Source organism: Streptomyces sp. DSM 42067 (assembly GCF_055792885.1).
Window position 1 is genome coordinate 7,392,679 of the sequence record NZ_CM147706.1, and the last position, 20,408, is coordinate 7,413,086.

The window sequence follows — 20,408 nt, forward strand, 5'->3', positions numbered from 1 at the left end:
ACACGACCAGCCCCGGCCCACGCCCGGTTGCCGGCGCTCACTCGTACTCACCAACACTCACTACTGCTCAGCACACCGGCAGCAGTTCCCAACCCCGTAGCCCGCGATGACCGCTCAGATCGTGGCGCCCGGGATCTCCTCGAGGTACACCAACCGCCGCTCACGCCGGGAGAGTTCGCACGCCTCCACGATCCGCAGTGCATGCAGTGCCTCGCGGCCGTCGCAGGGGTTGGGGCGTTCGCCGAGCACCACGTCGACGAAGGCCGAGAGCTCGGCCTCGTACGCGAGGGCGAAGCGTTCCAGGAAGTTCGTCCACGGTTTGTTCGCGGCAGGCGGTCCCATGGGCTCCGTGGAGGCGATGGGCGTGCGGTCGTCGAGGCCGACGGCGATCTGGTCGAGCTCTCCGGCGAGCTCCATGCGTACGTCGTATCCGGCGCCGTTGCAGCGTGTGGCGGTCGCCGTGGCGAGCGTGCCGTCGTCCAGGGTGAGCACCGCGGCGGCCGTGTCCACGTCACCCCACTCGCGGAACACGGCCGGACCGGCGTCCGAGCCTGTCGCGTACACCTCGGTGACCTCGTGGCCCGTCACCCAGCGCAGCATGTCGAAGTCGTGGATGAGGCAATCCCGGTAGAGGCCGCCCGACAGCGGCACGTACTCGGGCGGAGGCGGGGCCGGATCGGAGGTCATGGCGCGGACCGTGTGCAGCCGACCGAGCCGCCCGCCGCGGACGGCTTCGCGCGCGGCCGTGTATCCGGCGTCGAAGCGCCGCTGGAAGCCCAGTTGGAGCACCGTCCCCGCGGCGTCGACCTCGGCCAGCGCGGCCAGCGTTCCGGCGAGATCCAGTGCGATGGGCTTCTCGCAGAACACCGGGAGCCCTGCGCGCGCGGCTCGGCCGATCAGCTCGGCGTGCGCCGAGGTCGCGGTGGTGATCACCACCGCGTCCACACCCCAGGTGAAGATCTCGTCGACGCCGGGTGCCGCCGTCGCGCCGAGCCGGTCCGCGAGTCCGGTCGCCCTCTGCCTGTCGGCGTCGGTGATGACCAGCGAGCCCACCTCGCGGTGCCGGCTGAGGGAGGCAGCGTGAAAGGTGCCGATGCGGCCGGCGCCGATGAGTCCGATGCGCATGACCCAAACGTGGCGTCCGGGTTCGCTACTGTCAATATTTGTCCTGATAAATGCGCGGCGTTCATCCCGATACGTGTGCGCGTCCCGCCCACATGCCCTATGCCACGAACGTATGGCGGACGGCAGCGGCGCGCTTTCGCTGCCGGACGACTGGCTGAACCTGTCCAACTACGTGACGGCGTTCCAGGACGGCCAGATGCTGGCGGCCTTCGGGAACACCGCCTTCATCCTGGCGTTCGCCATCACTGGAACCGTCGTGATCGGCTCCATGACCGCATACGCGATCGACCGGTTCGACTTCCGCCTCAAGAAGCTCGTGGTGGCGCTGTTCCTGATCGCGACGCTGGTGCCCGGTGTGACCACCCAGGTGGCGACGTCCAGATCGTCGACAGCTTCGGCCTCTTCGACAGCCGGTGGGCGCCCATCCTGCTCTACATGGGCACGGACATCGTGTCGATCTACATCTTCCTGCAGTTCATCCGCGGCATCCCGGTCTCGCTGGACGAGTCGGCGCGGCTGGACGGCGCGAACGCCTTCACCATCTACCGGAAGATCATCTTCCCGCTGCTCAAGCCGGCCATCGCGACCGTCGTGATCATCAAGGGCATCACGGTCTACAACGACTTCTACATCCCGTTCCTCTATATGCCGTCAGAGGAGCTGGGCACGATCTCGACCTCGCTCTTCCGCTTCAAGGGGCCCTTCGGGGCGCACTGGGAGACCATCTCGGCGGGCGCGGTGCTGGTGATCGTTCCCACACTGATCGCCTTCCTCTTCCTGCAGAGGTACATCTACAACGGCTTCACGAGAGGGGCGACTCGATGACGACGGTCGCCGTGAGCGGTGAGCGATGCCACACGCGCATCGTACGGTTGTCCGGACAACCGAACCTCCCAACTTCGCGTCATCATTTACCTGCGACTACGCTCGCTCCGTGCCCAAACCAGAAGTCGATGCCGCCGTGTCGCTCCAACTGAGCGTCGACCGCAACAGCCCGGTCCCGCTGTACTTCCAGCTGTCGCAGCAGCTGGAAGCGGCGATCGAGCACGGGACACTCACCCCGGGCAGCCTCCTGGGCAACGAGATCGAGCTCGCCGCGCGGCTCGGACTGTCCCGGCCGACCGTTCGCCAGGCCATCCAGTCGCTCGTCGACAAGGGCCTGCTCGTACGCCGCCGCGGCGTCGGCACCCAGGTCGTGCACAGCCAGGTCAAGCGGCCGCTGGAGCTCAGCAGCCTCTACGACGACCTCGAGTCGGCCGGCCAGCGCCCGGCCACCCGCGTCCTGGGCAACGCCCTCGAGCCCGCGTCCGCCGAGGTCGCCGCCGCACTTCGGGTCGCGGAGGGCAGTGACGTGCACCGCGTGGAGCGGCTGCGCCTGGCTCACGGCGAGCCCATGGCGTATCTGTGCAACTGGCTGCCCCGCGGCCTGCTCCCCCTGGAAACCGCGCAACTGGAGGCCACCGGCCTCTACCGGCTGATGCGCGCCGCCGGTATCACGCTGCACAGCGCCCGCCAGACCATCGGCGCACGCTCCGCCACCGCCGAGGAGGCCGAGCGGCTCGCCGAGCCCGAGCACGCCCCGCTGCTCACGATGCAGCGCACCACCTTCGACGACACGGGCCGCGCCGTCGAGTTCGGCTCGCACACCTATCGGGCCTCGCGCTACTCCTTCGAGTTCCAGCTGCTCGTACGGTCCTGATTCCTGCTGCTCAGGCGCCTCCCCGGCCCGGGGAACCGCCCGGACGTGACCTTGTGCACAACCCTCTGTGTCCGGATACCGAATTTCTGTACTCGATAATGGTGCGTTTGGGGCCGGAGGAAATCCGGGCCCGACCATCGAGCAGAGTTCAGGAAGGACGCGGCGTCGTGGCAAGGGTTCGGACAGGGGTACGTGCGGTGGGCGCCGTCCTGGTGGCGGCGCTCGGGCTGTCCCTGGCGGGATGCAGCAGCACCGGCGGCAAGCGCGCGGAGGACGCCCGCAAGGCCGCGGCCGCCGAGGGGAAGGCCGCGGTGAACACCCCCCGCTGGACCATCGCGATGGTCACCCACTCCGGCGACGGCGACACCTTCTGGGACATCGTCCAGAACGGCGCCAAGCAGGCCGCCGTCAAGGACAACATCAACTTCCTGTACTCGCACAGCGACGAGGCCCAGCAGCAGGCGCAGCTCGTGGACGCGGCCGTCGACAAGAAGGTCGACGGCATCATCGTGACGCTGGCCAAGCCCGACGCCATGAAGGCGGCCGTGGCCCGCGCCGTCAAGGCCGGGATACCGGTGGTGACCGTCAACTCCGGCTCCGCCGAGTCCAAGGAGTTCGGCGCGCTCACCCACATCGGCCAGGACGAGACCGTCGCCGGCGAGGCCGTCGGCGACGAGCTGAACGAGCGCGGCAAGAAGAAGGCGCTCTGCGTCCTTCACGAGCAGGGCAACGTCGGCCATGAGCAGCGCTGCGCGGGTGCCGAGGACACGTTCGACGGCGAGATGCAGAACCTCTACGTCGACGGCACGAGCATGCCCGACGTCCAGTCGTCCATCGAGGCCAAGCTCCAGGCCGACCCCTCCATCGACTCCGTCGTCACGCTTGGCGCGCCTTACGCGGACGCCGCCGTCAAGGCCAAGGAGAGCGCGGGCAGCAAGGCCGAGGTCGACACCTTCGACCTCAACGCCAAGGTCGCCTCGGCGCTGAAGGCCGGCACGCTGGGCTTCGCCGTCGACCAGCAGCCGTACCTCCAGGGCTATCAGGCCGTCGACCTGCTGTGGCTGTACAAGTACAACTCCGACGTGCTCGGCGGCGGCAAGCCGGTGCTCACCGGGCCGCAGATCATCACGAAGGACCAGGCCGCCGCGCTCGCCGAGTACACGGAGCGGGGGACCCGATGAGCCTCACCGCCCCCGCCCGGGAATCCGGCACGACGCCCGGCCCGGCGCCGGACAGCACCGGCCCGGACGAACGGCTCCTCAAGACCTCGCCGCTGCGCAGGCTGCTCGGCCGCCCCGAACTCGGTTCGGTCGTCGGCGCCCTCGCTGTCTTCCTCTTCTTCGCCGTCGTCGCGGACAGCTTCCTGCGCGCCTCCAGCCTCAGCACCGTCCTGTACGCGGCGTCGACGATCGGCATCATGGCCGTACCGGTCGCGCTGCTCATGATCGGCGGCGAGTTCGACCTGTCCGCGGGCGTGATGGTGACCAGCTCGGCGCTGATCTCCTCGATGGTCAGCTACCAGATGACCGCGAACGTCTGGGTCGGCGTCGGCGTCTCGCTGCTGGTGACGCTCGCCTTCGGGCTCTTCAACGGCGTTCTGCTGACCCGCACGAAACTGCCGAGCTTCATCATCACGCTCGGCACCTTCCTGATGCTGACCGGTATGAACCTCGGCTTCACGAAGCTGATCAGCGGCACGGTCTCCACGAAGTCGATCTCGGACATGGAGGGATTCGCCTCGGCCCGTGCCCTGTTCGCGTCGCAGCTCACACTCGGCGTCGTCACCGTCAAGGTGACCATCCTGTGGTGGCTCGCGCTGGTCGCCGTCGCCACCTGGATCCTGCTGCGCACGCGCGCGGGCAACTGGATCTTCGCCGTCGGCGGCAACGAGGACGCGGCCCGCGCAGTCGGCGTCCCGGTCAGCAAGACCAAGATCGGCCTCTACATGGGCGTGGCCTTCGCCGCCTGGGTCTCCGGCCAGCACCTCCTGCTGTCGTACGACGTCGTGCAGTCCGGCGAGGGCGTCGGCAACGAGCTGATCTACATCATCGCGGCCGTCATCGGCGGCTGTCTGATCACGGGCGGATACGGCTCCGCGGTGGGGTCCGCGGTCGGCGCCCTGATCTTCGGCATGACGAGCAAGGGCATCGTCTTCGCCGAATGGAACCCGGACTGGTTCAAGTTCTTCCTCGGAGCGATGCTGCTCCTCGCGACCCTGCTCAACGCCTGGGTCCGCAAGCGCGCGGAGGCCACCTCATGACGACCGGAAGCACGACCACGACAGTGGGCTCTGCGGAACGCACGGCGCTCGTCGAGCTTGACGACGTCAGCAAGTACTACGGCACCATCCGCGCCCTCGAAGGCGTGTCCCTGGAGGTCCACGCAGGCGAGATCACCTGCGTCCTGGGCGACAACGGCGCCGGCAAGTCGACCCTCATCAAGATCATCGCCGGGCTGCACCAGCACGATGCGGGCGCCTTCCGCATCGACGGCGATGAGGTCCGGCTCGGCAACCCGCGTGAAGCCCTGGACCGCGGCATCGCCACGGTCTACCAGGACCTGGCCGTCGTCCCGCTGATGCCGGTCTGGCGGAACTTCTTCCTGGGCTCAGAGCCGAGGAAGGGAACCGGTCCCTTCAAGCGCCTCGACACCGCGTACATGCGCGAGACCACCCGCTCCGCACTGCTGCGCATGGGCATCGACCTGCGCGACGTCGACCAGCCCATCGGCACCCTGTCGGGCGGTGAGCGGCAGTGCGTGGCCATCGCCCGCGCCGTCCACTTCGGGGCCAAGGTCCTCGTCCTCGACGAGCCGACGGCGGCCCTGGGCGTCAAACAGTCCGGCGTGGTCCTGAAGTACGTGGCCGCCGCCAGGGACGCGGGGCTCGGTGTCGTCCTCATCACACACAACCCGCACCACGCCTACCTCGTGGGCGACCGTTTCGTCCTTCTGAAGCGCGGCGCCATGTCGGGCGGTTACCTCAAGGACGGCATCACGCTCGACGAGCTCACGCGGCAGATGGCGGGTGGTTCGGAGCTGGAGGTACTCCGTCATGAACTGGAGCGGGCGCCGATGGCAGCCGGTGCGAGTGGGTACTCGACGGAAGCGGAACCGAATCAGGTGAAATGACCGAAATGCTCTTGAATGGAACGGCCTTTGTCCGCCCGGGCGTCGGGCGTCGTCATGCAGGCCAGTGCGGCCGTGAGGCAGAATCGGCGCGATGAGCACCTACCGCGACCTCGCACTGCCCCGGGCTCTCGGCTCTGCTCGCGCAGGGGGCGCCCCCATAGGCTCCCGCCGGGCCACGGTCCTGCGGACCGTCGGCACGCGTGAGCGCCGTAACCACCTCACGGCGCCCCGCGTACCCACCGTCGGCATCGACATCGGCGGTACGAAGGTGATGGCGGGCGTCGTCGACGCGGACGGCAACATCCTGGAGAAGCTGCGCACGGAGACCCCCGACAAGTCCAAGAGCCCCAGGGTCGTCGAGGACACCATCGTCGAACTGGTCCTGGACCTCTCCGACCGGCACGACGTGCACGCCGTCGGGATCGGCGCGGCAGGCTGGGTCGACGCCGACCGCGCCCGGGTCCTGTTCGCCCCCCACCTGTCCTGGCGCAACGAGCCCCTCCGGGACCGCCTCTCCGAGCGGCTCTCCGTTCCCGTCCTGGTCGACAATGACGCGAACACCGCCGCCTGGGCCGAGTGGCGCTTCGGCGCCGGACGCGGCGAGGACCACCTCGTCATGATCACGCTCGGTACGGGCATCGGCGGCGCGATCCTCGAGGACGGGAAGGTCAAGCGCGGCAAGTACGGCGTCGCGGGTGAGTTCGGCCATATGCAGGTCGTGCCCGGCGGTCACCGCTGCCCGTGCGGCAACCGCGGCTGCTGGGAGCAGTACAGTTCGGGCAACGCGCTCGTCCGCGAGGCGCGTGAGCTGGCCGCCGCCGACTCGCCGGTGGCGTTCAACATCATCGAGCACGTCAAGGGCAACATCCCCGACATCACGGGACCGCTCATCACCGAGCTGGCCCGCGAGGGCGACGCCATGTGCGTCGAGCTCCTCCAGGACATCGGCCAGTGGCTCGGTGTCGGCATCGCCAACCTCGCGGCCGCCCTCGACCCGTCCTGCTTCGTCATCGGCGGCGGGGTCAGCGCGGCCGACGACCTGCTGATCGGCCCGGCCCGCGACGCGTTCCGGAGGACCTTGACGGGCCGGGGCTACCGCCCCGAGGCCCGCATCGTGCGCGCCCAGCTCGGCCCCGAGGCCGGCATGGTCGGCGCCGCCGACCTGGCACGCCTGGTCGCCCGCCGGTTCCGGCGCGCGAAGCGGCGGCGCGTGGAGCGCTACGAACGCTACGAGCGGTACGCGCAGGCACGGGGCAGTGCGGGCACGGGCACGGGCACAGGCACGGCGGAGGGTCCGAAGTGACGCGTGCCGTTCCGACCGCCGCCCGCACCAGCCACGGCGGAACAGTTTCCATCGCCGCCCGCACCACCCAGGGAATCCAGTGACGCCCTTCGTGCCCCACCAGTCGCCGCCGCCGGACGAGGCCGGTGTACCGGGACGCGCCGAGCACCGCCGACGTGTGATCCGCCGCCGCTTTCTGACGGCGGTCATCATCGTGCTGCTCATCGGCATCCCCGCCGGCTATCTCGTGATCTCGGCCAACCAGAGCCGTGACAGCGGCAAGGACAAGGAGAGGAAGTACTCCGCGACCGGCCTCACGGCGGGCTGGCCCTCCAAGGTCCAGCGCCGCCTCTACGACGTGCCGATACCGCGATACTCCGACGACGTCGCCTACTACGAGACGAACAACTGGAAGACCAGCCGTCTCTACGTCCAGTTCCTCACGAGTAATGAAGGACTGGACAAGTTCCTCGACAAGATCGGCACCAACGGCGACACCCTCGCGGACCAGGACATCGCCATCAGCCCACGGGACCGCAGGATCGTCGGCTGGGACTTCTCCGAACCAGGCTCATGGTCCGGGCTCACCCATGCGCAGAAGGACCCGAAGCCCAGCCTGGACGTCGTGGTCGACCGGTCGAACCCGGACCACCCCATGGTCTACGTGGTCTCCACGGCGACGCCCTGAGGTCTTCTCCGGTCACACGCAGAGGTCTCTGGTCACACGCAACTGAGGCGGCCAGGCGGAAAAACCTTTCATCAGAGCGGCAACCTTCAACCGTGACGGTGGCGACTGAGGGTCGAGATGGCTTCCCGACCCTCGAACGAAAGTCACCTACGTGAGCACTGGAGCAACCCCGCGCACCCGGCGCCGCAGAAGGACGAGCCGTCGCCGGACCCTGCTGATCGGCGTGCTGGCGACCGCCCTGACCGGCGGAGCGGTCGCCGGCGGTGTCCTGATGTCGGCTTCGGCGTCCGGGCCGGGCGCGGGTACGTACAGGCTGGTGAACGCCGCCGATGACGGATGCCTGGAGGTACCGTCGGGCGCCACGGCGAGCGGTGTGCAGTTGGGTACGGCGGCGTGTGACGACGGCGCGGCCGAGCAGATCTGGCAGCTGACCGTGTCCGGTGACGGGTTCACGGTGAAGGCCGCGCACAGCGGGCTGTGCGCGGGAGTCAAGGGCGCGTCGACGTCGGCGGGCAAGGCGGTGCAGCAGCAGACCTGCAACGGCGGGGCCTCGCAGGTGTGGAAGCCGGCCCGGGCCGGGGACGCGTATCACCTGGTCAACTCGGGCAGCGACAAGTGCCTGAACACCGGTGCCGGGCTCGCGAAGCAGAACTCCTGCGACAACGCGATCAGCAAGAGCTGGACGCTGAAGGCGACGACGGGTGCGTCCCCGTCCGCCTCTCCCACCTCGTCCGCGTCCCCTTCCGCCTCGGCTTCCGCGTCCAAGTCCGCCTCTCCTTCCGCCTCGGCCTCGGCGAGCCGTACCGCCTCCGCGTCCGCCTCGGCCACGGCGTCCAAGACGTCGACGGCCGCGCCCTCCGACACGGCACTCGGCGCATGGCCCACCCCCACCGCCCAGAAGGCTGTGACTGCCACCATCGAGGTGTCCGGCACCTACGACGGCGGCCTGAAGCGCTTCTACGGCTCCGGTGACCTCGGTAGCAGCGGCCAGGACGAGGACCAGGGCCCGATCTTCGAGCTCGCCGACGGAGCCACCCTGAAGAACGTCGTCCTCGGCGCCCCGGCCGCCGACGGCGTGCACTGCCTGGGCAGCTGCACCCTGCAGAACGTCTGGTGGGAGGACGTCGGCGAGGACGCGGCCACCTTCAAGGGCAAGTCCTCCTCGGCCACGTACCTCGTCGTCGGCGGCGGCGCGAGGAAGGCGGACGACAAGGTCCTCCAGCACAACGGCGCCGGAACGCTGACCATCAAGAACTTCCAGGTCGAGGACTTCGGCAAGCTCTACCGCTCGTGCGGCAACTGCTCGACGCAGTACCAGCGCCACGTCGTCATCAGCAACGTCAAGGTGACCAGCCCCGGCGGCGTGGTTGTCGGCATCAACGCCAACTACGGGGACACGGCCACCCTCTCCGGCGTGACGATCGTCGGCGACAGCAGCAAGGAGATCACCGTCTGCGAGCGCTTCAAGGGCAACAACAGCGGTGACGAGCCGACCGGGCTGGGCAGCGGCCCGGACGGCACGCACTGCCGCTACAGCGCATCGGACGTCACGTACAAGTGACCCGATGTGACGCGCGCGGCCCGGTCCTCGCCCCTCGGTGTTCTCCAGGGCGAGGACAGGCCGGCCCGTGTGACCGCCCGCTGCACCCCGCTGCTGTCAGTGCCCGTCGTTAGAGTCGAAGACGAGTGATCCGACTTGTACGACGGAGGGAGGAAGCGTGGGCACGCGCACTGCTGCGGACGAGGCCGTGTCCGTGCGGCTTGCCGCGATCTTCCTGCCGTCGCAGGTGCCGCGCGAGGGCCGGGTGGCCTTCTGGGACCCGGAGCGCGGCGGGCCACTGCCGGCGGGTGACGTTACGGAGCGCGGTGTCGGTCCGGAGCTCGGGGCGCTTACGGGGTCGGGTCTCCGTCCGGAGCTCGGGGCGCTTACGGGGTCGGGTCTCCGTCCGGAGCTCGGGGCGCTTACGGGGTCGGGTCTCCGTCCGGAGCTCGGGGCGCCTACGGGGTCGGGTCTCCCTCCGGAGCTCGGTGAGGTCACGGAGCTGACCGTCGTCCGGCGGCACGGTCGTAACGGTGTCCGCAGGGTCCCCGCCCCCGCGCTGCTGCTTCCGCTCGCCGACGCCTTGCCGCTGCTCGTGCGTGCCCGTCATGATCCGGCCGCTCATCCGGCCACGGCCTGCTGGGGCGCCGCCGCCCTGCACGCGCTGCGGCTCGTCGCACGCGGCCGCCTGCTGCCCGGCCTCAGCCCCGGCGGGTACGACGCCTGGCGCGCCGGCCCGCTGGAGGCCAACGACATCGCGCATCTGCGCGCCATCGCCGCCGCCCTGCCGTACGAGGGCCACGCCACCCCGCTCCCGGACCGGGGCCCTCTGCATCTGCCCGACCCGGAGGCGCTGGTGCGGGCCTTCCTGGACGCGGTCGCCGACACCCTGCCGCGTACCCCGGCCGCGCCGTACGCCACCGGTGCGCCGTTCGCCGCGCGCGAGCCGCAGCCACTCCCCGGGGCGCGGGACTGGGCGGCCGAGGTCGCCGCCGGGATGGACGCGGGCGTACGGATCTCGCTCCGCCTCGACCTGTCCGCGTACGACCTCTTCGACTCGACGGACGGCGTCCGCAGCGCCGGGGCCGCCGTCGTCCAGGTGCACAGCCTCGCCGACCCGACCCTCGTCATCGACGCGGCGGCGCTGTGGTCGGGTGGGGGAGAGGCGTCGTTCGGGCCTCGCGCGCGTGTCGACGCGGCGCTCGCCCTGCGCCGCGCCGCCCGCATCTGGTCCCCGCTCGACCGTCTCGCCGACCAGGACGTCCCGGACGTACTGGTGCTGTCCGAGGAGGAGTTGTACGACCTGCTCGGGCCCGCCGCCACCCGGCTTGGTGCCGCCGGGGTCGCCGTGCACTGGCCCCGCGACCTCGCTCACGATCTCTCCGCCACCGCGGTGGTGCGACCCGCACCCGGCTCCGCGACCGACGGCACCGGGTTCTTCGAGGCCGAGGAACTGCTGCAGTTCCGCTGGCAGTTGGCGCTCGGCGGGGATCCGCTCACGGATGCGGAGATGGACGCGCTCGCCGAGGCCCACCGGCCCGTCGTGCGGCTGCGCGACCAGTGGGTGCCGGCCGACCCGGCCATGGTGCGCAAGGCCCGCAAACGCGAACTCGGCCTCCTCGACCCGGTGGACGCGCTCTCCGTCGCGCTCACCGGCAGTGCGGAGGTCGACGGCGAGACGGTGGAGGCGGTGCCGGTCGGCGCGCTGGCCGCGCTGCGGGACCGGCTCACCGCCGGGGTTGCGCCCGTGGAGCCGCCGCCCGCCCTGCGGGCCCGGCTGCGCGACTACCAACTCCGGGGACTCGCCTGGCTGGACATGATGACCTCACTCGGTCTGGGCGGCTGCCTCGCCGACGACATGGGCCTCGGCAAGACCGTCACCGTGATCGCGCTGCATCTGCGCCGGGCGCGGCACGAGCCGACGCTCGTGGTCTGCCCCGCATCGCTCCTCGGCAACTGGCAGCGGGAGATCGCCCGTTTCGCGCCGGGCGTCCCCGTGCGCCGCTACCACGGGCCGGACCGCACCCTTGAGGAACCGGAGCGCGGCGGTTTCGTGCTCACCACGTACGGCACGATGCGGTCGAGTGCGCCCCTGCTCGCGCAGGAGAAGTGGGGCATGGTCGTGGCCGACGAGGCGCAGCACGTCAAGAACCCGTACTCGGCGACGGCGGTGGCGCTACGCACGATCCCCGCCCCGGCGAGAGTCGCCCTCACGGGCACCCCCGTCGAGAACAACCTCTCCGAGCTGTGGGCGCTGCTCGACTGGACGACACCGGGGCTGCTCGGCCCGCTCAAGTCGTTCCGCGCCCGGCACGCGCGTGCCGTCGAGGGCGGAGAGGACGAGGAGGCCGTCCAGCGCCTGGCGCGGCTCGTCCGGCCCTTCCTGCTGCGCCGCAAGAAGTCGGACCCGGGCATCCTGCCCGAGCTGCCGCCCAAGACCGAGACGGACCACCCGGTGCCGCTCACCCGCGAACAGGGCTCGCTGTACGAGGCGGTGGTCCGTGAGTCCATGGCCGCCATCGAGGACGCGCAGGGGATGGCGCGCCGCGGCCTCGTGCTGAAACTCCTCACCGCGCTCAAGCAGATCTGCAACCACCCGGCGCAGTATCTGAAGGAAGGTGCGGCCGCCCGGCTCCTCGGCCGCTCCGGCAAACTCACCCTGCTCGACGAGCTGTTGGACACGATCCTCGCCGAGGACGGCTCGGCGCTCGTCTTCACGCAGTACGTCGGCATGGCCCGGCTGCTCGAGGCGCACCTCGCCGAGCGTGCCGTGCCGGCTGAACTGCTGCACGGCGGAACACGGATCGTCGAGCGTGAGCGCATGGTGGACCGCTTCCAGAGCGGAGCGACCCCGGTCCTGGTCCTCTCCCTCAAGGCCGCAGGCACCGGTCTCAACCTCACACGCGCGGGTCACGTGATCCACTTCGACCGCTGGTGGAACCCGGCGGTCGAGGAGCAGGCCACCGACCGCGCGTACCGCATCGGGCAGACGCAGCCCGTCCAGGTCCACCGTCTGATCACCGAAGGCACGGTGGAGGACCGCATCGCCGACATGCTCGCAGCCAAGCGCGCCCTGGCCGACGCGATCCTCGCCTCCGGCGAAACGGCCCTCACCGACCTGACGGACCGGGAGCTGGCCGACCTCGTCTCCCTTCGGAGGCAGCCATGACACGCCATCCGCAGCCGCCCGATCCCGACCGCGTGGAAGCGGACGGCAGCGGGGCGGCCACGACTGACCAGGCGCGCGCAGGCTCTGCAGAGACGGCTCGTCCTGCGGACGCGCCGTCTTCAGAGTCCGTGGCTGGGCGCGGGGGCGTGTCGTCTTCAGAGTCCGTGGCTGGGCGCGGGGGCGTGTCGTCTTCAGAGTCCGTGGCTGGGCGCGGGGGCGTGCCGTCTTCAGAGTCCCAGGCTGGGCCCGGGGACGCGCCGCCTCCAGAGTCCGCGGCTCGGCCCGGGGACGCGCCGCCTCCAGAGTCCGAGGCTCGGCCCGCGGACATCGTCCGCAGGGCGCTTCGGGCTGCCCGCCGAGGGCAGACGGACGCCACACGCCAGGCCACGGGTGAGTCCCGCCCGCCCAGCGGCCCCGGGCCTGACGAGCCCGCCGGCCGCGTGCCGCGCGGCAATGCGGCGGCGCGCGTTCCCTATGAGGCGGCGCGCGTTCCCCGTCGTGGCCGCAGCCTCGACAGGGAACGTGACCGCGTTCGCGACGCGGAACGCGACCGCAGCCTCGACAGGGAACGTGACCGCGTTCGCGACGGGGAACGCGGCCGCAGCCGCGACGCGGAACGTGGCCGCCCAAGCGCCGTCCCGGCCACCGCCGGGACGGGAGGGGGAACCGAGCTGCGCCGTACCTTCGGCGCTCTTCCTCCCGGCCTCGACGCCCCCGACGCCCGCTTCGCCCATACCTGGTGGGGCAACGCCTGGACCGACGCGTTGGAGGAACTCTCGCTGGACCCGGGTCGGCTCGACCGTGGTCGGCGCTATGCCGCCCAGGGCAACGTGGGCGCGATCACCGTGACGCCGGGGCTCGTCCTGGCGTATGTCCAGGGGAGCCGCGCCCGCCCGTACCGCACCCGTATCGCCCTGCGTGTTCTCTCCGACGAGGAATGGGACCGTTTCCTGGACGCGGCCGCCGAGCGTCCCGGACGTATTGCCGCGCTGCTGGAGAAGGACATGCCGCACTCGCTCGCCGACTGCGGAGTGGACCTGTTGCCGGGCCCCGGCGATCTCCGACCGGACTGCTCCTGCCCCGACTTCGGCCACCCCTGCAAGCACGCCGCGGCCCTCTGCTATCAGACCGCCCGCCTGCTCGACGAGGACCCTTTCGTGCTGCTGCTGATGCGCGGCCGGGGCGAGCGTGAGCTGCTGGACGAGCTGGCCCGCCGCAACGCCGCGCAGGCCGCACGCCCCGGCCACGACACGGCCCCCTTCCCCGGCGTACGCGCCCGGGACGCCCTCGCCCCGCGCACCCTCCCGCCCCTCCCGGCCCCGTTGCCCGTACCGCCGCACCCCGAGCAGCCGCCGGTCTACCCCGCCGCCCCGGGAGGTCCGGACCCGTTCGCCCTCGACCAGCTGGCCACCGATGCGGCGGCACGTGCACACGCCATGCTCGCCACCGGCCGTGACCCCGTCGCTGAGCTGACCCTTTGGCAGGACGCCGTCCGCCTCGCCGCGGCCCGGCCCGGGTCCGGTCTCACCGGAACCGGCCGCACCCTGTATGCCTCCCTGGCCACGGCCGCCGGCCGCACCCCCGCCGAGCTCGCCCGCGCGGTCGCCGCCTGGCGCCAGGGCGGCGAAGCGGGCCTCGCCGTTCTCGAGGAGTACTGGGATCCGCCCGCGGGCCGCTTCGACCGCGCACGCCCGGCGCTCCTGGCCGCCGACTTCCCGCCCTTCCGCCCCTGGCACAACCACCTCACCCACCCCCAGGGCCACGTCCAGCTGCGCCTCGGCCGCGACGGCCTCTGGTACGCGTACGAGTCCGAGCCCGGCCGCGACGACTGGTGGCCGAGAGGCACCCCGGACCTGGATCCGGTCGGTGCTCTGACGGGTCTCCTGGGAGCCGGTGGAACGGGCACCGATCCGTAGCCGGGAGCCGGGGTGCTGGGCCGCCTCCAGAGGCATCGCCGCACGTGGCGGTCGTGGAGGCGCAGACGGACCGGCCCGCATGTTTCGTGAACCGCACCGTATCCATCATCTTGGCGAAACATGCCGAGGCTTTCCTCTGTACCGTGAACGGACTCCGAGGAACGGTCTGGTGGACGCGGGCGCCATGGTGGGGCCTGTGGTGCGCCGCGCTCGCGGCCCTCGTGCTGGGCGACACGTGCGCGACGGGCACGGCCCCGGTCGCGCGACAGGCAGCGAGCGGCGCCGCCCGGCCGCTGTCCACGGCCATGGTCGTCTCCGCCCCGCTGCCCGTGGCAGTGTCTCCTCCCATGCACTCCAGGCCCGCGCCCGCCCGGCCCGCGTCCGCCGCAGCCGACCCCGAGCTGAGCACCGGCACCGCCGCCGCCGGCCGTCCCGCCGACCCCGACGCGCTGCTCGCCGACGCCCTCGCAGACGTGGCCGAAAGCGCCCACGGCCACTTCTCGCTGGCCATCGCCGACACGGACACCGGCATCCGTGCCGTATACGCCCCGGAGGAGCACCGGTTCGCCACCGCCAGCATCGTCAAGGCCGACATCCTCGCCGCGCTCCTGCTGCGCGCACAGCGGGAGGGCCGCTCCCTGACACAGCAGGAGCGGTACGACGCCGGACCGATGATCCGCGTCAGCGACAACGCCTCCGCCAGCCGTCTCTGGGCACGGATCGGCGGCGGCGCCGGCCTCGCGGAGGCCAACGAGCGGCTGGGGCTCACCGCCACCACACCCGGCCCGGCCGGGCTGTGGGGCCTGACCCGGACCACGGCGGCGGACCAGCTGCGTCTGCTGGAGGCGATCACCCGCGACGACTCCGCGCTGTCGAGTGCGTCCCGGACGTACCTCTACGACCTCATGACACACATACATGCAGGTCAGGACTGGGGCGTCACGGCCGCCCAGACCCCGGCGGCCACAACACCGACCGACACACCGACCGCCACCGCGGCATCCGCCGACGCGCCCTCCGCCACTTCCCTCGCCACTCCCTCCGCCCCCGCCACGGCCACCGACTCGGCCACCGCCGAGCCCGCCGCCGCCCCTTCCGCAGCAGCCACCGCCCCCGCCGCCGCGCTCAAGAACGGCTGGTTGCCCCGCAGCGCGACCGGCCTGTGGGTGGTCAACACCATCGGCGTCGTGGAGCACAACGGTCACCGGCTGCTCATCGCCGTACTGAGCGACGACCAGCCGTCCATGGCCGCCGGGATACGGCTGGTGGAAGCGGCGGCGGCCAAGGCGGCCGAGGCCCTGACCGCCGCCGAGACGGAGCCGCCGACCCAGCCCTGACGGCGCTCACGACGCCGCAACTCCGCCATGCAGCAACGCCGACATGCAGCAACGCCGACATGTCGCGACGCCGCAACGCCGTAGCGCCGCCGTGTCACAACATCACCGCGTGACGAACTGAGCCGTCCCCAGCGTCGAGAACCACTCGCGGATCTGCTTCTCGTCCTCCGTCGCCGCCAGCGAGAGCAGAAGCAGCAGACGAGCCTTCTGCGGGGTGAGGTCCTCCGCGCCGATGACGCCGGTCGTCGTCGACGAGCCGTACACCGCGCCCGATCCCGTGCGGGTCGTCGACGCGAACAGCACGCCCTTCTTGACCGCCTCCGTGCGGGCCGCGGACATGGCGGGCGAGATGCCGCCCGCCCCCGTGCCCGCGGTCACGATGCCGTCCGCTCCGGCGCCCGCGAAGGCGGTGATCGCCTCACCGCCGGCGTCCTGGTAGGAGTACGCGATCTCGACCTTGGGCAGCGGGCCGTCGGCGATCGCGTCCAGGTCGAAGGGCGTGTCCCAGCCGCTCCTGCCGCACTTCTGGACGCGTGCCGGTGCCCGGTGGAGGCGGATGTTGTCCTGGTCGATGACACCGAGTTCGCCCGTCGGGCCGCTGTCGAAGGTGTCCATGCGCAGCGCGTTCGTCTTGCGGACCTCGCGGGCGGACTGGATCTGGTCGTTGAGCATGACGACCGTGCCGTAGCAGGTGGTCTTGCGGCTCGCGGCGAGCTTGATCGCGTTGTAGAGGTTCGCCGGTGCGTCGGTGCCGATGACCGTCCACGGACGCATCGAGCCGGTCAGGACGACGGGTTTGTCGCTGCGCACGGTCAGGTCGAGCCAGTACGCGAACTCCTCCATCGTGTCGGTGCCGGTGGTGACCACCACCGCGTCGTTCTTCTTCAGCGCCGCGTCGACGGAGGCGGTCAGGCGGCGGTAGTCGGCGATCGTGTACGAGCCGGATCCCTTGTTGCCGAACTGCTCGGTGGTGACGTCGGCGAGACCGTCGACCTCCGGCCGCAGCTCGTCGACCATCTTCGAGATGGCCAGCTGGCCGGAGCGGTAGTCCTGGAAGGACACCCGGTTGGTGCTGACCCCGGAAATGGTGCCACCCGTTCCTATGACGGCGACTTCGGGGACGTCCTTTCCGGCGCCGGGTTCGGCGCTGGCGCCGGTGACGGTCGCACCCACCGCGGCGGCGAGGGCGAGCAGCAGGGCAGTGGTGCGGTGGGCGATTCTCAAGGCGTCACGCATCCTTAGTCGGTTGATCCGTTGCCGACGGCTCGCCCCGACGCTAGAAAGCGTTCTTTACCCGCTGATTGCCTGCACATGTCAACCGATTGCCTGCACATGCCACCCGGTGTGTGTGTCAACGGACTTCCGCCCGTCGTGCGTGTCAACCATCCCCTGCCCATGCTGACTTGTGTGCCCGTGATGACCTTCGTATCCGTGGTGGCTTCCGTGTCCGTGGCGTGCAGGTGAGGTGCGCCCACGGGCCCTCTGTCCACCCCGCAGCGGGGGTCCGGCCGGTGCGGGTCGTCCCGCGTCCGTACCGGCGATGGCCACCGGGCCGGTGGCCTGATGCGGCCCATGCACAGGTATTGACATGCCGCTCAAGACGGACGTAACTTCCCTGCCACGAGGAAGTAACGCGCGTTATTAAAGCGCGAAACCGGAGGCGATGTCTCGCCCCCGTCCGGCCGAAGGGAACTGGAAGTGGCCACGAACCAGACGCATCGCGTGACCATGAGCGATGTGGCACGCCATGCGGGCGTTTCGCGGACCACGGTCTCCTTCGTCCTCAACGACAAGCCCGGTGCCGCCATCCCCGACGAGACCCGTCGGCGGATCCTGGAGGCGATCGACGAGCTCGGCTACCGGCCCAACGCCGGGGCGCGGGCGCTGGCCGCGAAGCGCAGCGGGTGGTTCGGTCTGATCACCGAGATCGTGACCGGCCCCTTCGCGGCGGAGGTGATCACGGGAGCGCAGAGCCGCGCCTGGGGGGACCGTAGGTTCCTCCTGATCGCCGCGAGCGAGGGCGACCCCGCCCAGGAGGCGGCCGCGCTCGACCAGATGCTGGAGCACCGGGTGGAAGGGCTGCTGTACGCCACGACCTGGCACCGGGCCGTTACTCTGCCGAAGGCCGTACGCGAGGTGCCGACAGTGCTCGTCAACTGCTACGACTCGGAGGGGGAGCTGCCGTGCATCCTGCCCGACGAGGAGTCGGGCGGATACCGCGCTACCCGCCGGCTCCTCGACGCCGGTCACACCCGCATCGGGTTCATCAACCTCGACCCGGCGATCCCGGCGGCCATCGGCAGGCGCGCGGGGTACGAACGTGCCCTGCGCGGGGCCGGGATCACCCCCGACCCTTCCCTCGTCATCCCTGGCTGGGCCACTGCCGACGGCGCCTACACCGCCGCCTGCGAACTGCTGGACCGCCCGGCCGCCGATCGGCCGACCGCGCTGTTCTGCGGCAATGACCGGATGGCGATGGGCGCGTACGACGCGATCAAGGAACGTGGGCTGCGCATCCCGCACGATGTGGCCGTGGTGGGGTTCGACAACCAGGAACTCATCGCCGCCTATCTGCGGCCGAAGCTGACGACGCTCGCCCTGCCCTTCGAGGCCATGGGCACCAAGGGCGTCGACATGCTCGCCGCTCTCGCAGCGGGGCAGCCGCTCGACACCCACCGGGTGATGATCGACTGCCCGCTGCTCGAACGCTCGTCGGTCTGACCGCGAATCAGTCCGCCGAGTAATCCCATCCCGTCTTCGTCCTGTGTGTTGAAGAGAGGAAAAGAGTCTCCATTATGACACCCTCCATAGCCTCACGGCGGCTGCGCCCTGCCCTGAGAGTGGTCACCGCGACCGCCGCCGCAGCCCTCGTCCTGTCCGCCTGTACGGGTGGCTCGGGCGCCGCCGGCGCCGGTGACACCTCCGGCAACCAGCTGCTCACCATCCCGCGCGAGGACCTGGCGACGTTCACGCGCAACTTCAACCCGCTCTCCCCGCAGGCCGCCCCCATGACCAAGGAGGCCGTCTACGAGCCGCTCGTGGTGCACAGCATGGCGGATGCCAAGGACACGCCGTGGCTCGCCACCAAGTGGGAGCAGGCGAAGGACGGCAAGTCCCTCACCTTCACGCTGCGCGACGGCGTCAAGTGGTCGGACGGCAAGCCACTCACCGCCGACGACGTCGTCTACACCTTCCAGCTGCGCAAGAAGGTGCTCGGCGGCCTGGAGTACCTCGACAAGGTCACCGCAGGCGACGCCCACACGGTGGAGTTCTCCTTCAACAAGCCCTTCTCGCCCGGCTTCTTCGAGATCGCCGGACAGTCGATCATGCCGAAGCACGTCTGGTCCAAGGTGAAGGACCCGGCGAAGTTCACCAACCCGAACCCGGTCGGCACCGGCCCGTACGCGAAGCTGGAGAAGTTCCAGGCCCAGTCGTACGAGCTGGGCAAGAACCCCGACTACTGGCAGCCCGCCAAGCAGCAGATCGCCGGCATCCGGATGCTCGCCTTCTCCGGCAACGACAGTGCCAACGTCGCCTTCACCAACGGTGAGGTGGACTGGACGCAGTCGTTCATCCCGGACATCGAGAAGTCCTTCGTCGCGAAGGACAAGGAGCACAACCACTACTGGTTCCCGCCCGCCGGTGCCATGATCAACTGGCAGCTGAACACCACGAAGGCCCCCTTCAACGACCCGGCTGTGCGCAAGGCGCTCAGCATGGCGATCGACCGCGACCAGATCACCAAGGTCGCGATGAACGGCTACGCCGAACCGGCTGACTGCACTGGCCTGGCCCGCACGTACGACAAGTGGCGCGACAAGGATCTCGCCGCGTCCTGCGCCTGGACGACGTACGACACCGACGCGGCGGCCAAGGCCCTCGACGCTGCCGGCTACAAGGAGAGCGGCGGCAAGCGGACGCTGAAGAACGGCAAGCCGTTCACGCTCGACATCTCCGTCGGCTCCGCCTCGTCCGACTGGATCTCGGTCGCGAACATCATCAAGCAGAACCTCGCGAAGGTCGGCATCACCGCCACCGTGAAGACGCCCGACTGGGGGGCGGTGGTCAGCTCGTACGAGCAGGGCACCTTCGACTCCGGCATCGTGTGGAGCAACAACGGCGCCACCCCGTACGAGTACTTCCGCGGTGTGATGTCGACCGTCATGGTCAAGCCCGTCGGCGCGAAGGCCACCGAGAACTACCACCGTTTCGGGGACAAGAAGGCCGACAAGCTCATCGACGCTTTCGCCGCCGCCGCGGACGAGAGTGAGCAGGGCGAGCAGATCGACGGCCTGCAGGAGCTGTACGACGAGGACGCGCCCGTCGTCCCGCTGTTCACCGGCCCCGAGTGGGGCGCGTACACGGACACCCGCTTCACCGGCTGGCCAACCGAGAAGAACCCGTACGCCACCCTCGGCAACCGCAACAGCAGCACGATCCTCGTGCTCACGTCGCTGAAGCCCGTCAAGGGCTGACGTCGCCCGCGCGGACCGGCGGCCGCCCTCCTCCCCGGACGGCCGCCC

Annotated in this window: 14 protein-coding genes and 2 pseudogenes; 14 read left to right on the top strand and 2 right to left on the bottom strand. The window is 70.5% G+C overall.

All coding sequences use genetic code 11. The annotated features are described in order from the left end of the window. Nucleotides 1-114: 114 nt before the first annotated feature. Nucleotides 115-1,125, bottom strand: a complete 1,011-nt coding sequence (locus ACSMXV_RS33285) for a Gfo/Idh/MocA family protein (RefSeq protein ID WP_473174839.1) — start codon at nt 1,123-1,125, stop codon at nt 115-117. Nucleotides 1,126-1,237: 112 nt separating this feature from the next. Between ACSMXV_RS33285 and ACSMXV_RS33290 the strand changes: the two are divergent. The 12 genes and pseudogenes from ACSMXV_RS33290 to ACSMXV_RS33345 form a co-directional block, all read left to right on the top strand. After that, nucleotides 1,238-1,950: pseudogene (locus ACSMXV_RS33290) on the top strand (carbohydrate ABC transporter permease); the annotation flags it as partial. Between the two features lie 136 nt (nt 1,951-2,086). Continuing rightward, on the top strand, nt 2,087-2,824 hold the full coding sequence (locus tag ACSMXV_RS33295; protein WP_473179139.1) for a GntR family transcriptional regulator: 738 nt from the start codon (nt 2,087-2,089) through the stop codon (nt 2,822-2,824). A 167-nt stretch (nt 2,825-2,991) separates the two neighbouring features. Next, complete coding sequence (locus ACSMXV_RS33300) at nt 2,992-4,005, top strand: sugar ABC transporter substrate-binding protein (protein ID WP_473174840.1); 1,014 nt, start codon at nt 2,992-2,994, stop codon at nt 4,003-4,005. Then, entirely contained in the window at nt 4,002-5,084 is a 1,083-nt protein-coding gene (locus ACSMXV_RS33305; RefSeq protein ID WP_473174841.1) for an ABC transporter permease, read from the top strand. Before ACSMXV_RS33300 ends, ACSMXV_RS33305 begins: the two co-directional genes overlap by 4 nt. Then, nucleotides 5,081-5,953 carry an ATP-binding cassette domain-containing protein gene (locus ACSMXV_RS33310; protein ID WP_473174842.1) on the top strand — a complete coding sequence of 291 codons (873 nt, stop codon included), beginning with the start codon at nt 5,081-5,083 and terminating at the stop codon, nt 5,951-5,953. The genes ACSMXV_RS33305 and ACSMXV_RS33310 overlap by 4 nt, the downstream gene beginning before the upstream one ends. A 91-nt stretch (nt 5,954-6,044) precedes the next feature. Further along, nucleotides 6,045-7,256, top strand: coding sequence for an ROK family glucokinase (locus ACSMXV_RS33315; protein WP_473174843.1), 1,212 nt, complete (start codon nt 6,045-6,047; stop codon nt 7,254-7,256). 79 nt (nt 7,257-7,335) lie between these two features. Continuing rightward, nucleotides 7,336-7,923: a sugar kinase gene (locus ACSMXV_RS33320; protein WP_473174844.1), complete on the top strand. Its 588-nt coding sequence runs from the start codon at nt 7,336-7,338 to the stop codon at nt 7,921-7,923. Between the two features lie 271 nt (nt 7,924-8,194). Further along, nucleotides 8,195-8,551, top strand: a pseudogene (locus tag ACSMXV_RS33325) (RICIN domain-containing protein); the annotation flags it as partial. A gap of 57 nt (nt 8,552-8,608) precedes the next feature. Further along, complete coding sequence (locus tag ACSMXV_RS33330) at nt 8,609-9,484, top strand: pectate lyase (RefSeq protein ID WP_473179140.1); 876 nt, start codon at nt 8,609-8,611, stop codon at nt 9,482-9,484. Nucleotides 9,485-9,641: 157 nt separating this feature from the next. Then, nucleotides 9,642-12,632 carry a DEAD/DEAH box helicase gene (locus ACSMXV_RS33335; RefSeq protein ID WP_473174845.1) on the top strand — a complete coding sequence of 997 codons (2,991 nt, stop codon included), beginning with the start codon at nt 9,642-9,644 and terminating at the stop codon, nt 12,630-12,632. Beyond that, nucleotides 12,629-14,548 carry an SWIM zinc finger family protein gene (locus ACSMXV_RS33340; RefSeq protein WP_473174846.1) on the top strand — a complete coding sequence of 640 codons (1,920 nt, stop codon included), beginning with the start codon at nt 12,629-12,631 and terminating at the stop codon, nt 14,546-14,548. The genes ACSMXV_RS33335 and ACSMXV_RS33340 overlap by 4 nt, the downstream gene beginning before the upstream one ends. Before the next feature lie 143 nt (nt 14,549-14,691). Beyond that, nucleotides 14,692-15,885: a serine hydrolase gene (locus ACSMXV_RS33345; RefSeq protein ID WP_473174847.1), complete on the top strand. Its 1,194-nt coding sequence runs from the start codon at nt 14,692-14,694 to the stop codon at nt 15,883-15,885. A gap of 102 nt (nt 15,886-15,987) precedes the next feature. Here the strand turns inward: ACSMXV_RS33345 and ACSMXV_RS33350 are convergent, their stop codons facing one another. After that, nucleotides 15,988-17,109, bottom strand: a complete 1,122-nt coding sequence (locus tag ACSMXV_RS33350) for an asparaginase (protein ID WP_473174848.1) — start codon at nt 17,107-17,109, stop codon at nt 15,988-15,990. Nucleotides 17,110-17,583: 474 nt separating this feature from the next. Here ACSMXV_RS33350 and ACSMXV_RS33355 point away from each other — a divergent pair, with 474 nt between their 5' ends. Together ACSMXV_RS33355 and ACSMXV_RS33360 are read left to right on the top strand one after the other, a co-directional pair. Further along, entirely contained in the window at nt 17,584-18,606 is a 1,023-nt protein-coding gene (locus ACSMXV_RS33355; protein ID WP_473174849.1) for a LacI family DNA-binding transcriptional regulator, read from the top strand. Between the two features lie 74 nt (nt 18,607-18,680). Beyond that, the gene (locus ACSMXV_RS33360) at nt 18,681-20,360 is read left to right on the top strand and encodes an ABC transporter substrate-binding protein (RefSeq protein ID WP_473174850.1); all 1,680 of its coding nucleotides are present in this window, start codon (nt 18,681-18,683) and stop codon (nt 20,358-20,360) included. Nucleotides 20,361-20,408 lie beyond the last annotated feature (48 nt).

Excerpts from the sequence above, each read along its gene's own strand:
- ACSMXV_RS33360 (WP_473174850.1), top strand. The coding sequence starts at position 18,681 with ATGACACCCTCCATAGCCTCACGGCGGCTGCGCCCTGCCCTGAGAGTG.
- ACSMXV_RS33340 (WP_473174846.1), top strand. The coding sequence starts at position 12,629 with ATGACACGCCATCCGCAGCCGCCCGATCCCGACCGCGTGGAAGCGGAC.
- ACSMXV_RS33310 (WP_473174842.1), top strand. The coding sequence starts at position 5,081 with ATGACGACCGGAAGCACGACCACGACAGTGGGCTCTGCGGAACGCACG.
- ACSMXV_RS33285 (WP_473174839.1), bottom strand. The coding sequence starts at position 1,125 with ATGCGCATCGGACTCATCGGCGCCGGCCGCATCGGCACCTTTCACGCT.
- ACSMXV_RS33305 (WP_473174841.1), top strand. The coding sequence starts at position 4,002 with ATGAGCCTCACCGCCCCCGCCCGGGAATCCGGCACGACGCCCGGCCCG.
- ACSMXV_RS33315 (WP_473174843.1), top strand. The coding sequence starts at position 6,045 with ATGAGCACCTACCGCGACCTCGCACTGCCCCGGGCTCTCGGCTCTGCT.